Raw genomic sequence first — 13476 nt, 5'->3', positions numbered from 1 at the left:
TTTGAAGACAGGATTATGAAGTTATTATCTGAAGATGAAGATGAGTATCATGACTTTAAATTGGAGTGGTACACTAAGCATCAAAAAGATGAAATGATAAAAGATATTTTTAGTTTTGTAAACACTTTTCATCATAAAGATAGTTATATAATTCTAGGAGTTAGGGATAGTGATAGAAAGATAATCGGTGTTGAAAATGATAAAAACCGTTTAAATACTGAAAAATTAACAAGTTATTTGGATATGTTACCTATAGCTAATCAAAGTATTCCTAGAGTATTAGTTAAGACTATAAAGTTGTTTGGCCATGATGTAGATGTAATAATTATTAGAAATACAAATGATGTTCCACTTTATCTGAGTGAAGATTTTCATCCTAAGGCATGTAGGTATTCAATTAAAGCAGGACAAATCTTTATAAGATTAAATGATAGAGAAACGGACATAAGGAAAACGGCTAGAGATTATCAAGTTGAGAAACTTTGGAAAAAAAGATTTGGACTAGATTTACCAATTGATCAGCAATATAAAATAAAACTTTTAGATGTAAGAAATTGGGAGTATTTTGAAAATGATCAGGTGGGATTTAGATATAATATAGACCCTGATTACTGTATGTACTTAGTTGATGATACTGAAAAAAGATTTAGAGTAGAATCGTATTCTTTATCACAATGGCGTACTAAAATGGACTGGCAAATTTTAAAGCTAATGTATCGAAATCGTTTAATAAAAAATATTTTAGTAATTTGGCTAGATGGTGGAAGATTTATTACCGTTGCACCAAAAATTGCAGTTTTGAAACAAGGGCAATTTGATGAAATGCTGACTTTCCAATGTATTTATGCGGATACACTTGATTTTTTTGTTGAAAATTTTCTTTTTACTCATGAGAATTATTCAACGTCTTCAGATTATCTGCAACGCAGTCATCTTTTAAAGGATATAGTTGTTTTTAAGGATGAAAACCAAAGAAAACATGTAATTAAGCTATTGAAGGATAAAATCCCACAAATTCAAATAAAAGTTCAGCCTTCTGATGAACAGATAAAAAAATATAGAGAAAAACTTAGCATAGATTTTAATAATGGCGATACAGAATATACTGATGATAATATCAGGCACATGTGCAAAGAAAAGAATGTCAGTGAATTTATAAATAATTTTATAGATTATGAAACTGATATAGAAAGACCTAGTTTGCTATTTCTCGACTAAATAGAAAAAGCCCCATCCAAGAGGGATAGAGCCTGAGTAAGGTAATCGACTTAAAATGGTCACAATTGGTCACAATGTTTTCTAACTTCATGGATTTTATTCCAGTTTCTTCCATATAATATGTTAATTTGTTAAAAATTGTATGGATTCAAATGGATTATCCTTGATAGTTAGGTAACTTTGTTCCTGTTCTGATAACTTGAAATTCTCAAAGCGTTAATCTTTGGATTTTACGTTTATATACAAGAAAAAGCATCGCGAAAAGCGATGCTTTTTTTGTGCAGGTTAGCTATGCACATATAAACATCTAGTACAAATAATATATTCTACAACTTCTAAAAAAACTTAACCAATTTACATTTTAAGCAGCTTTTTCTTAAATTGTTTTTTACTTGATAACCATATTTTGTTCAAACTATTCGCGTATTCTATTACTCAATCGATAGGACGAACAAAGAAAGGAATTATCAAGATGAAGAATAAAAATAAAGTTAAACTACTAACAACAGCGACATTGCTTACTACTTTTTTAATCAATACAGGGATTCAGTCATCTAATCAAATAGAAAATAATACTGCACAAGCAGCGACAAATAAGAAAAAAATTAAACCATCGGGGCAAAAGCCTAATGGTAAGTCTGGTAAGGGTGGTCCAAATACTCAATCATATGATTATAAGGGTACTTTAAAAGCTTCGCTTAATGTAAAATCTGGTACTACTAAGGTTGGCAAGAAGACAATTACTAATAACAAGACTGATCAAAATGTAGCTCTTGTACAAAAGAATGGTAAATTGAGTTTAGATGGTACTAAACTGAAGAAAACGGGCAATTCTAAAAATGATGATAATGCTAACTTCTATGGTTTAGACTCAATTTTATTGGCAAACGGTAAAAATGCGGTTGCGACAGTTAAAAATGCTACTTTAACTTCTAAAGCAACAGGTGCTAATGGTATCTTTGCTACTAATAAAGGTACCGTTAATGTATCAAATACCAAGATTAAGACTACAGGAAAAGCCAATTCAAGAGGCTTAGATGCAACTTACGGTGGTAAGATCAATGCCAATAAGGTAAAAATTTCAACTAAAGGCGATCACTCTGCAGCTGCTGCAACCGATCGTGGTGGTGGTACAGTTACAGTCAAAAATTCTAAAGTAGCTACCAAGGGTACTGGTTCACCATTAGCATATTCAACTGGTACTATTAATTTCAATAATGTAACTGGTACAGCTAGCGGTAGTCAGATTGCTGGGATGGAAGGCTACAATAAGATTTATTTAGTCAATTCCAATTTGACGTCAACTAATAATAAGCTCTCAGGTTCTGACCCAATTAAGAATGGTGTGATTATTTATCAATCAACTTCTGGGGATGCAGAAACGTCATCAAGTAAGAGTGCAGATTTCCAAGCTAAGGACTCTACTTTAAAAACCGCGATTACTAGTGGTGCAATGTTTTACGTAACTAACACTACAGGCAAAATCACTTTAGAAAATACTAAACTGAATTTTAATAATAGCAAAGTATATTTATTAAATGTAGCCGGTAATAATTCTAATGGTTGGGGTACTAAGGGTAAAAATGGTGGTCATGTAACTCTGACAGCTAAAAACCAAACCCTAAAAGGTAATATTGTAGTCGATAGCATTTCAAGTGCTAATGTGAAGTTGACAGATGATTCAACTTACACTGGCAAAACTAGTATTGTGGCTAACAAATATGCTACAAGTTCATCCAAGAGCAAGACACCATTGACTATCAGCGTTGGGTCAAATTCAAAATGGATAGTTACAGGTAACTCAACTGTCACAAATTTAAATTTAGCTGATGGTGGTGAGATCGTCGATTCTCAAGGAAACAAAGTAACAATTATTGCTAATGGTAAAACTGTTCAAAAGGGTACAAGTTCCTATGCAGTAACAGTGAAAGGAAGCTTTACAACTAATTAATAATAAAATCTCTAGATAATCTATCCTCACTAAACAGATTCATTTTCAAGCAGTATCAACTTGCAAAAAAACTATAACTTAAATTTTTCTTCATTAAGGCATTCAATAGAGTGCCTTTTCTTTTTGCAGAATAATTATTTCCTGGGTAATATTTGACGAAAAATGATATTTTTTGATAAATTAGGAAATAATCAGGCAAATAAAGGAGTGGGACAATAATCATGCAAATTAGAAAATACCAAGAGTCAGACTTTTCGACATTATGTGAAATACATGATCCAGCCAGAAAACAGGAGCTTGCAGCGGCTAATTTAACCGCTGCATTTATCCCATTTAAAATTGCATCTCAAAAAGAGGGACTATTTGACGATTATCAAGTATATGTTGCTCAAAAAGATAAGACTACAGTAGGTTTTGTAGTCTTCAATGATGAAGAGTTAGGATGGCTATATGTAAAACCAGAATATCAGCATCAAGGAATTGGCAGTCAATTAATCGATTTCGCAATAAAAAATGCAGGAAGACCGTTCTATTTAGAAGTACTAGAAGGAAATCCTGCACAAAAATTATATTTAGCCAAAGGCTTTAAGACTATTCAACACGAAAGTGGTAAGATGCCAGGCAATGAGAGCTTTCATGTTGAAGTAGATTTGATGAAATATGAAAAATGATTGGGCGATCAAACCCAATCATTTTTTATTACAAACTATCTTGAATATTATCGGCTAGGTAATTGTAGAGCATACCCTTCTTTAAGGCACTAGTGTCGACCCCTAAGGCTTCGGCAATTGAATAGGCAAAGGCCCAAGCGGTAGCAGGACCACGGCTTGTTAAAATTTTATGCTCTTTATCAGTAACGGTAATTTTCTCTGAAAAATGAGCACTTGGGGCATCTTTTAAGCATTCTTCTTCAATGCCTGGATAACAAGTGAAGTCCGCATCTGCCAAAACACCATAGCGAGCAAGAGCGCGTGGAGCAGCACACATTGCGGCATCCCACTTGCCAGTTTCATGACGCTTAATCATCAGATCACGTAATTTTTCATTATCGCGTAAGTTAGCAGAACCAGTCATGCCTCCTGGAAAGGCAACCAAATCATAATCTAATAAACTGTCATCTACAACTTTGTCACAAGTGATTTCAATATGATGGTCACCATCTACTTTCTTACTTATTAAACCTACCATATCGCATTCAACATTAAGTCTACGCAATACGTCAACAACGCTTAAACCTTCGACTTCTTCGCAACCGTCTGCAAATACTACAGCAACTTTTGTCATAAAATCATCCTTTCTATAACTATTTTAATTATCTACTTACATTAGATCTAAGTAAAATGAAAGATCTGCTAATTTGCTTAAATGAAGAGTAGGATGAGGTGAAATTGGTATCTTGTCTTTTTTAGGTGCCAGCCATAATGATTTTAGATTGGCATTTTCTGCACCTTGAATTTCTTCATCCAGATTAGTTCCAATTACTAAAACTGTGTCTGGATCAATATCTGGATTGTCTTTCAGAATCTTAAAGAAAATATTTTTGCTTGGCAGCTTGTCCGTAAAATCATCGGCGAAATAAGCATTGTCAAATGAAGAAAGCAATTCTGTAGGTGCAAGGCGCGGTTCGATTTGAGTGCACTTTTCTTTAGCAAGCAAAATTAAATGCAGCTTGCCACTGACTTCATCAATAAAGTCGATGGCGCCCTTGACTAACCTGGTTTGATCCTTCATTGCATCATCAAAAACAGTTCGCGTTTTAGAAAGATCTTCTTTTAAAAATGTAGATAAAGCTAAATCGATTTGATCATCGCTAGATAAATTTTTAAATTCTTTTTCTAAGCTAGTGTAGCGTAGTCGCTCAGCTGGTCCCCAGTCTAACCCATAATGTTTTAAAGTTTGCCGCAGCGCAGTTTTTTCTGCTAATTTTTCATTTAATAAACTGCCTTCTGGAATGAAAATTAAGGTTTCAAATGTAGCCATGAATAAACTTCCTTTGTGTTAGTTCCTATTAGAATTATAATGAACTAGACAATTTTAGGAAAGGAATTAAAAAATGACAATCTGGACCGTAATTTTCTTATTATTAGGTGGTGTTGCGGGTGGCTTATTATCGTCAGTGGCCTCAATGGCATCACTTGCATCATACCCAGTTTTGCTAGCAGTAGGAATTCCACAGTATTTGCTAATGTAACTAATGATGCGGCGCTAATTTGGACTAGCATCGGTTCAACTGTATCTTCGACTAAGGAGTTAAAAGGACATTGGAAGCAAGTTTGGTTCTATACCATTTTTACAGTTGTGGGATCAATTTTGGGTTGTATTTTGCTTCTATCTTTTCCTCCAAAGATTTTTGAAAAAGCAGTACCATTCTTCATTGCTTTCTCAGGATTGATGATTATTGTTTCTGGTAAACACCATAGTTTAAATACTAAGGCGCAACCAACATGGCTTAAAATAATTTATTTTCTCGCACTTTTAGTCATGGGGATGTATACAGGTTACTTCGGTGCAGCTGGTGGAGTCATCGTACTAGTACTTTTAACTTATATTACTAATGATCGATTTATTGTTATTAACGCTATTAAAAATGTGATTTGTGGTTTTGCCAATTTGGTAGCCTTAATTATCTTTATGTTTACTTCGCATATTTATTGGCTTCAAGCGATTCCTTTGGCAATCGGGATGTTCATTGGTGGCTATATTGGGCCAGCAATTTTAAGACGAGTACCGGAAAAGCCAGTTCGAATTTTCATTGCAAGTTTGGCCTTCATTCAAGCCGGTTACTTCTTTTATACGGCATACCTGCAATAAGTTTGGTACAATATTAAGCAATGAAAAGGGGGGCTAAGGTTGATGGCAACAGAAGTTTATTTGGTACGTCATGGTGAAACAATGTTTAACCAATTGAACAAAGTTCAGGGTTGGTGCGATTCTCCTCTAACCGTGAAGGGGATTAACGATCTAAAGAGAACCGCTAAGGCCTTGAGTCAAGTTCACTTTGATAACATGTATTCATCAGATTTGAAGAGAGCAATTGATACCGTTCACTTGATGAAGGATGCTAATGTGGTCTCGGATATTGGTAAAATTAAAAAGCTGCCTGAATTTCGTGAGGTCTTCTTTGGAACTTTTGAAGGCGATGATATTAACCAGACTTGGGAGCAAGTAGCACTAGCCGCAGGAATTGGCCATGAAGATGATGTAACTAAGATCATCAATCAGGTAGGCTTGCGCAAATTTCGTGCAGCTACAAAAAAGGCTGATCCGCGTCATTTAGCGGAAAATCAGGATGAGTTAGATGAGCGGATGGTACGGGCAATTGACGTTTTGCGCGATTTAACTAAAGATGAACAAAGAGTTTTGTTAGTTAGCCATGGTGACTTTATTAAAACTTTGTCCATAAAATATTGGAATAAGAGTAATGGCAAAAACGATATTGTTTTTCCAAATAATGGGAGCGTTACTCGTGGAATTTTGCACGATGACGGTTCATTTGAAATTGTTGATTATAATGTAGATGCTGAAGAGCTATAAAAGTCCTACTGCCGAAGTAGGGCCTTTTTTGGTACACTGATAACGAAAGGAAAATATTTTATGAATAAAGATCATACAACTAAGCGTTATGTCTTCGTAACTCTACTGAATGTTGTTATTACTGTTGCTGAATTTATAGGTGGTATTTTTTCAGGTTCATTAGCACTGCTTTCAGATGCAGTTCATAATCTGAGTGATGTTGGTGCAATTATTTTATCTTTTGTGGCGCACCTGATTAGTCGCAAAAGTCGTAATCAGTTTAAGACCTTTGGTTATGAAAGAGCTGAAACTTTAGCCGCTTTTACTAATGGCGTTATCTTGATCGTGATCAGTGTGGTTTTGTTTGTTGAAGCAATTCAACGTTTCTGGAAGCCGGAACATATTCACGGTGGCATTATGCTGATTGTCTCGATTATTGGGCTGGCTGCCAATATTATTTCAATGCTAGCAATGCATAGCGATTCCAAGGCTAATTTGAATGTACGGTCAACTTTTATTCATATGTTAAGTGATGCCTTGTCCAGTGTAGCGGTTGTAATTGGTGCGATCTTCATTTACTTCTGGAATGTAACTTGGCTTGACCCGGTTTTGACTATTTTAGTTTCAATCTTTGTTTTGCATGAAGCTTATGAAATTACAATGAAAGCAGCCAATGTTTTGATGGAATCTAATCCTGATATCGACTTGAATGAAGTGAACAAGATTGTTTTATCGTTCCCCATAGTTCAAAATATCCATCATGTCCATGTTTGGCGCTACAGCGATGACTTTATTATGATGGACGCGCATATTAATGTAGCCCCAGGATTAAGAGCCGATGAATTAGAGCAGCTATACCAAGATATTGGACAGGAGTTACAAAAAGAGTTAGGTATTAATCATATTACCTTACAAGCAGAGTGCGAGCGTGGCAGAAAAGACAAGATGATCGTTCCAGGCCACGGTATTAACGAAGATTAGGTGAAAGAATGTTTAATGTTAATATTTTTACAGCGATTATTGTATTGATTATGGGTATTTATGACATGTCCTATGCTTTTAATAGGCGTAAGCAACCTACCAATAAAGGCGGCATTAGAGCCTTTATGGCTTTAGGAATTATCTTCACGATCGCAGGAATTGTTATGATCGTTAGAGTATTAATGAAGTAAGGAATCTTAGAATGGCTAAATTAGTATTAGTTCGACATGGCGAAAGTGTGGCAAATGCTGCCAATGTTTATACTGGCTGGAACGATGTTCCGTTGACTAAAAAAGGTGAAGAACAAGCAGAAAAAGCTGGTGAATTGATTAAAACCATTTCGGATTTTGCTCCCACCCACATTCATACTTCAGTCTTATCCCGTGCAATTGTAACAGCAAATATAGTAGCCGATGTCTGCAATTTATTATGGCTACCGATGACTAAGACCTGGCGGCTGAATGAACGCCACTACGGTGCTTTAAGGGGCCTTAATAAGGACATTTCACGTAAAGTATTTGGTGTGGAACAAGTTCTATTGTGGCGACGTAGTTTTGATTCAATTCCACCTAAGCAGGGGTCGCCAATGATTGATCGCCGTTATAAGCATTTTGATCAGCATTTGATGCCACGGGCAGAAAGTTTACATCAAACTCAAAAAAGACTTATGCCATATTATTATGATCATATCGCATCTCGATTGATGAATGGTGAAGACCAACTGATCGTAGCCCACGGTTCAAGTTTGCGTGCTTTGATAAAAAAGCTAGAGCAGATTAGTGATCATGACATCGTAAAACTGGAAGTTCCTAATGCGGAACCGATTGTTTATACTATGGATGAGCACTTAAAGATTATTAACAAACAAATTTTACGTAAATAATGTTAAAAATGCACCTTAGTGCATTTTTTTAATGCTCTAAATGAGGTTTTACACATATCTATGGTAAAATCTATTATGATTTCTAGTATATTTAGTTTGGAGTATTAGGCATGCGTAAATTATTTTTATTACGAGGTGCACCTGGCTCCGGTAAATCTTCTTTTATTGCTCGCCATCACTTAAATCCTTATGCGATCAGTCGTGATCAAATTAGGCTACTATTGGCGGATTTGACAGTTTACTATCAAGAGGATGCGGATGTTTTACACCAAGTCATTCCGCGGCACGTAACTGTGCGTACTGAGCAAATGGTGGATCACCTTGTAGAACACAAGATGGAATATGGCGAAACTGTTATTGTGGATGGGACGCATATCGTTCCAAGTGCGATTGAACATTTTAAGCCTTGGGTAGACAAGTATCACTATGAATGCTTTGTAGTAGATCTGATGGAACATACTACCTTAGAGAGTTTGCTTAAGCGTAATCAGACTAGAATGCATTACGATTGGGTTAAGCCTGAAGTGGTTAAGCAAATGTATCGTTCTTATGAAGCACATCCAGAAGTACCATACTGGGCACATAAAGTTGTGCCAAATCAGATGGATCATGCGTTGTCACAGCGTGAGACAAATTTAGATCGTTATGCTCATGTGATTGCGGTTCCTGACATGGTAGATGAAGAAGATTTTCCACATGTGCATATCTCGAACTTTTATTTTTCATTTAATGACAAGTTTACAGAAAAGTATGGAACTTATCGAAATGTAGTTTCAATTGCTAAAACTGAAGATGAAGCAGTTAAGCAGTTCAAGTTGCCATATTTTGTCTTTAAGTTTCATCACAAGCACTTTTTGATTTCAGCTTATCCAATTCGAAATGAGATGTTGGATCCGATCAGAAAGGTTAAGGGAGTTTGGACATATTCAACTGGTTTGTATAATGTAGCGGATTTTGTGAAAGAATTTCCGGAAAATAAAAAGCAACATGTGCATCAGTTCAACTTAAGTAAGTTAGATCCAACCCGCTTATTACATATTTGGTAAAAATAAAAAAGGACTTATTCACAATCTTAGTGGATAAGTTCTTTTTATCTGTTTAATTCATTTAATATTTAAAAGCTAAAGCTCCCATTGGATCCCATGGCAATAATTGAATTGGGTTATCTTTGCCTTCATCGTAAGCCTTCTTAAGATCTTCTGGTAAGAATTTCTTGTTAATAACTGCTTGGTAAACAAATGAATCAAACCAAGAATCACTCATTACGAAGTAACCCTTAAAGCCAGGTTTTTCACCCCATGAGTTTTCGATCTTCCATTTAGTTGGCTTACCATCAACGATATCAACACCGGTAATCACCATGGCATGGTCCATCATGCTTTCACCAGAATCAAGCATGTCGGCTTTAGACATAGTGAAGTCAGCATCAAATAATTGATCACGGCGGTAAAGGTTAGTATCAAGAAGTCCAGCACGGCGTTCAGAATCCTTAACTACGTTTGAACCGAACCAAACAACTTCGCCACTCTTCAATTGTTTAATGATTAAGTCCTTCATTTCATCAACTTTAAGGTTTAAGTGGCGAACTTGGCGACCGCCTTCAACGTTACCTAAGTATTCAACTGAGAATACCTTGTGGAAAGGTTTGTCGTTAGTTGGAGCATTGATAGTTGAGATATGGTTTGCTAAATCCATGCCAACGTACTTGTCAAAGAAATCCTTTGGGGTAATGTCCCTGTCAATATGGTAATTCTTGTCATCATCGCGGTATTCAAAGTTGAACTTCTTTGGTGGAATACCCAATGAAGTAGCCAAAATACGGAAGACATCGTTTAGCATTTCTTCCTTGCGAGCTTGTACTTCATCTTCTGACTTGCCATCTTGAACTAATTTACGTAACTCAAGACCATCTTTACGAAGCAAAGTATTTAAAGTGTCGTTTAATGCACTTGAATTAGTAGCATTAGCAGTTTCTGGATAAACACTCTTAGGAACGATACCATATTTTTCAATAATACCGCAAAGCATGTCCCATTGACCGCCGTCTTGTTGAGGAGTCGCAAATAAGAATGAAACTTTACGATCGCCCAAGTCCTTATCAGCAGTTGCGATCACATTTTCAAAGAACCAGTTAGACTTTTCAAATTTATCCCAGAAGTTAGTGTAATTTTGAGATAATTCGAAGTCCTTTAACTTAAATTTCTTTTGTAATGGGTGACGCATAGTGTTTAAAGCACTGAACATCCAGCAGCGACCAGACTGCTTTTGATCGGCAGGGTTACCTGTATCAATTTCGATTGAGAAGGTTGGATCTAGGTCGATCTTAGTTTGTAAGTTTTGACTAGCTTTGTAGATACCGTTTTCTTGAGCAGCGTGACTAGCCACATCAAAAACAGGGTGGTTAGCTAAGTCTTGTTCAAATTTATTAATAGTATCATTGTTGATTTCTTTTACCATAAAAAAAATCCTCCTTTATAAGTACTTAAATTAATTTTATCTTATTCAAAATGAGTCGTCTAATAATCTTATCGATTAAATGGACGATGATACCAAATTTTGTGAAATTGAGGATGCTGGGTGAAGTAGTCAATGATCATAGGATCAAGCGGCCAAATGGGTGAGTTAGTTTCTTGAGCTAATTGCCAAACTTTTTGCATTTGTTTTTCAAGCAAATCCTGACTATTAAATTGTGGATTAATAAAAAAATGGTTCATTATCCAGACATTACTGTCTTTGCGAGCGATTTTATCTAAGGTAACGCTAGATAATAGTATGTCTTCTTCATTTTTTATAGTGAAAATTTGGTGCGTATTTTGCTTATTCATAAAAAATTCCTTTTTAAAAAAATAATCTCATTTTTTTTGCGTAATAAATAATAGAGAGCTATTTATTTTGTGTTGACTAAAAACATTGTAAAATAGATAACTGTCAAAATAAAAGATAAATGGAGCTTTGGAATGAAAACACGTGGATTTGAAGTAGTCAAAAAGTATCAAGATCAGGAAATTAATCTTCCTCGCAGACAGACCCTAGCCAGTGCAGGCTATGACATCGAAGCAGCTGAAGACATTACTATCCCTAGCATTTGGCGACTAAATTTTGTGCGGATTTTTAGGTTGATTAGAAATGGACACCAGCTGTATGAGCGCGACTATGAGATGGCGGATCAGATTTTAAAGCCGTTGTTAGTGCCAACTGGACTTAAAGCTTATATGCCAGAAGATGAAGTGTTGATTTTAGCTAATCGTTCATCTAATACTTTTAAGCGTAATCTAGCTTTGCCAAATGGGATCGGCGTTATCGATGCAGATTATTACAATAATCCTAACAATGAGGGCGAAATTTTTGTACAAATGATTAATTATGGCGTACGGCCCTTGCACATCAAGAAGGGAGACCGTATTGCTCAAGGCATTTTTATCAAATACTTGAAGACCGACGATGATGATCCAATTAGTCGAAAAAGAGTTAGCGGCTTTGGATCAACTAATGAAAAGAAGGGGGATTAATGGCTAGAGTAAAAACACAATATAAGTGTCGTTCTTGCGGCTATATTTCGGCAAGTTATTTAGGCCGCTGTCCTAACTGTGGTGCCTGGAATCAATTTGAAAAAGAAACTGAAGAAGTGCAAAAGCGTTCTACTAAGGCAACTGCTAGTCGTTTGATTCAGAAGACTGGATTAAATGAACCGGTAAAGCTGGATAAGATTAAAGCTGAAAAAGAAGAACGAATTGTCACTAAATCTGAGGAATTAAACCGCGTTTTAGGTGGTGGTATTGTGCCAGGCTCACTAGTTTTAATTGGTGGAGATCCCGGAATTGGTAAGTCAACCTTGATGTTACAAATTATGAGTGACTTATCTGAAAAATATAAGGTGCTTTACGTTTCGGGAGAAGAATCAGCTAACCAAATCAAATTGCGGGCTGACCGACTGGGTGTAGGTCAAAGTAATATGCTCTTATATCCAGAGACTGACATGCATGATATTCGCGAACAAATCAATGATGTTAAGCCTGACTTTGTTGTGATCGACTCCATTCAAACTATGAATGAACCAAGTCTTGATTCGATGACTGGCTCTGCCTCACAGGTTCGTGAAGTAACAAGTGAATTAATGAAAATTGCCAAGATGGATGCCATTACAGTTTTTGTTATCGGCCACGTTACAAAAGAGGGTGCGATTGCTGGGCCTAAGATCTTGGAACATATGGTGGATACCGTTCTCTATTTTGAAGGGGATGAACACCATTCTTACCGAATTTTGCATTCTGTTAAAAACCGTTTTGGAGCAGCAAACGAAATTGGAATGTTTGAAATGGTTAATGAAGGCTTAAGAGAGGTAACTAATCCATCATCAATTTTTCTGGACCAAAGATTACCTAATTCTACTGGCTCTGCTGTGGTGGTATCGCTTGAAGGAACTAGGCCACTTTTAGCAGAAATTCAGGCTTTGGTTACTCCGACAGCTTTTGGCTATGCTAAAAGGACCACGTCAGGTATTAGTTTTAACAAAGCTTCATTGCTGCTAGCGGTGCTTGAAAAGCGGGGAAACTTAATGTTGCAGAATCAAGATGTCTATTTGACTGCAACTGGTGGGATTAAATTGAATGAACCAGCAATTGATTTAGCAATTGCCATGGCAGTTGCATCCAGTTATACCGATAAAGAAATTTCGCCGACAGATTGTTTTGTAGGCGAAGTGGGCTTAACTGGTGAAGTTCGCCGAGTTGATAAAATCGATGCACGAGTAAAAGAAGCGGCTAAAGTAGGGTTTAAGCGGATCTTTATTCCACGGCATAATATGTATTCTGGATTAAAAGACCATGGCATTGAAGTAATTCCCGTTTCGAGTATTCCCCAAGCTTTAAAATTAGTTTTTGGCTAGCATTAATTGAATTCTTACTATATAACGAGTAAACTAAGATTGTTT

The 13476-nt window shown here is 36.0% G+C and carries 16 protein-coding genes; 12 read left to right on the top strand and 4 right to left on the bottom strand.

What is annotated here, in order from left to right; all coding sequences use genetic code 11:
- Positions 1-15 precede the first annotated feature (15 nt).
- From CP352_RS06535 to CP352_RS06525, 3 genes are all read left to right on the top strand, one after another.
- On the top strand, positions 16-1218 hold the full coding sequence (locus CP352_RS06535; protein WP_158227697.1) for a helix-turn-helix domain-containing protein: 1203 nt from the start codon (positions 16-18) through the stop codon (positions 1216-1218).
- 472 nt (positions 1219-1690) lie between these two features.
- Positions 1691-3169, top strand: coding sequence for a hypothetical protein (locus tag CP352_RS06530; RefSeq protein ID WP_233186921.1), 1479 nt, complete (start codon positions 1691-1693; stop codon positions 3167-3169).
- A gap of 221 nt (positions 3170-3390) precedes the next feature.
- Positions 3391-3840, top strand: coding sequence for a GNAT family N-acetyltransferase (locus CP352_RS06525; protein WP_089142842.1), 450 nt, complete (start codon positions 3391-3393; stop codon positions 3838-3840).
- 28 nt (positions 3841-3868) lie between these two features.
- Here the strand turns inward: CP352_RS06525 and CP352_RS06520 are convergent, their stop codons facing one another.
- Together CP352_RS06520 and CP352_RS06515 are read right to left on the bottom strand one after the other, a co-directional pair.
- Positions 3869-4453, bottom strand: a complete 585-nt coding sequence (locus tag CP352_RS06520; RefSeq protein ID WP_098034892.1) for a DJ-1 family glyoxalase III — start codon at positions 4451-4453, stop codon at positions 3869-3871.
- A 36-nt stretch (positions 4454-4489) separates the two neighbouring features.
- Positions 4490-5149 carry an HAD family hydrolase gene (locus CP352_RS06515; RefSeq protein WP_065990063.1) on the bottom strand — a complete coding sequence of 220 codons (660 nt, stop codon included), beginning with the start codon at positions 5147-5149 and terminating at the stop codon, positions 4490-4492.
- Positions 5150-5222: 73 nt separating this feature from the next.
- Here CP352_RS06515 and CP352_RS11330 point away from each other — a divergent pair, with 73 nt between their 5' ends.
- The 7 genes from CP352_RS11330 to CP352_RS06485 all read left to right on the top strand — a co-directional run bounded on the left by CP352_RS11330 (position 5223) and on the right by CP352_RS06485 (position 9592).
- Positions 5223-5360 (top strand): hypothetical protein, encoded by a 138-nt coding sequence (locus tag CP352_RS11330; protein WP_233186920.1) that lies wholly within the window; start codon positions 5223-5225, stop codon positions 5358-5360.
- A complete protein-coding gene (locus tag CP352_RS06510; protein ID WP_369823551.1) occupies positions 5300-5980 on the top strand; it encodes a sulfite exporter TauE/SafE family protein in 681 nt (226 codons plus the stop codon). Before CP352_RS11330 ends, CP352_RS06510 begins: the two co-directional genes overlap by 61 nt.
- Before the next feature lie 42 nt (positions 5981-6022).
- A complete protein-coding gene (locus tag CP352_RS06505) occupies positions 6023-6703 on the top strand; it encodes a histidine phosphatase family protein (RefSeq protein ID WP_013085828.1) in 681 nt (226 codons plus the stop codon).
- A gap of 60 nt (positions 6704-6763) precedes the next feature.
- Positions 6764-7663, top strand: coding sequence for a cation diffusion facilitator family transporter (locus CP352_RS06500; RefSeq protein ID WP_013085829.1), 900 nt, complete (start codon positions 6764-6766; stop codon positions 7661-7663).
- Between the two features lie 8 nt (positions 7664-7671).
- Positions 7672-7854 (top strand): hypothetical protein, encoded by a 183-nt coding sequence (locus CP352_RS06495; protein ID WP_005720404.1) that lies wholly within the window; start codon positions 7672-7674, stop codon positions 7852-7854.
- 11 nt (positions 7855-7865) lie between these two features.
- Positions 7866-8546 carry a 2,3-diphosphoglycerate-dependent phosphoglycerate mutase gene (locus CP352_RS06490; protein ID WP_098034890.1) on the top strand — a complete coding sequence of 227 codons (681 nt, stop codon included), beginning with the start codon at positions 7866-7868 and terminating at the stop codon, positions 8544-8546.
- A gap of 110 nt (positions 8547-8656) precedes the next feature.
- A complete protein-coding gene (locus CP352_RS06485; protein WP_023488529.1) occupies positions 8657-9592 on the top strand; it encodes an AAA family ATPase in 936 nt (311 codons plus the stop codon).
- Positions 9593-9653: 61 nt separating this feature from the next.
- On the opposite strand, the gene pepC is transcribed toward CP352_RS06485, so the two are convergent.
- Both pepC and CP352_RS06475 read right to left on the bottom strand, forming a co-directional pair.
- Positions 9654-11003 carry an aminopeptidase C gene (gene pepC / locus CP352_RS06480; protein WP_089150628.1) on the bottom strand — a complete coding sequence of 450 codons (1350 nt, stop codon included), beginning with the start codon at positions 11001-11003 and terminating at the stop codon, positions 9654-9656.
- Positions 11004-11071: 68 nt separating this feature from the next.
- Positions 11072-11371, bottom strand: coding sequence for a hypothetical protein (locus tag CP352_RS06475; RefSeq protein ID WP_089142846.1), 300 nt, complete (start codon positions 11369-11371; stop codon positions 11072-11074).
- Positions 11372-11503: 132 nt separating this feature from the next.
- Here CP352_RS06475 and CP352_RS06470 point away from each other — a divergent pair, with 132 nt between their 5' ends.
- On the top strand, positions 11504-12055 hold the full coding sequence (locus tag CP352_RS06470; protein WP_005720412.1) for a dUTP diphosphatase: 552 nt from the start codon (positions 11504-11506) through the stop codon (positions 12053-12055).
- The gene (gene radA, locus CP352_RS06465; RefSeq protein ID WP_005720413.1) at positions 12055-13431 is read left to right on the top strand and encodes a DNA repair protein RadA; all 1377 of its coding nucleotides are present in this window, start codon (positions 12055-12057) and stop codon (positions 13429-13431) included. Before CP352_RS06470 ends, radA begins: the two co-directional genes overlap by 1 nt.
- Positions 13432-13476: the final 45 nt, after the last annotated feature.

Source organism: Lactobacillus sp. UMNPBX1, from assembly GCF_002554085.1.
Lineage (GTDB): Bacteria > Bacillota > Bacilli > Lactobacillales > Lactobacillaceae > Lactobacillus > Lactobacillus crispatus.
Note: the sequence above shows the minus strand (reverse complement) of the source record. Positions and strands in the feature narration are given on the sequence as shown.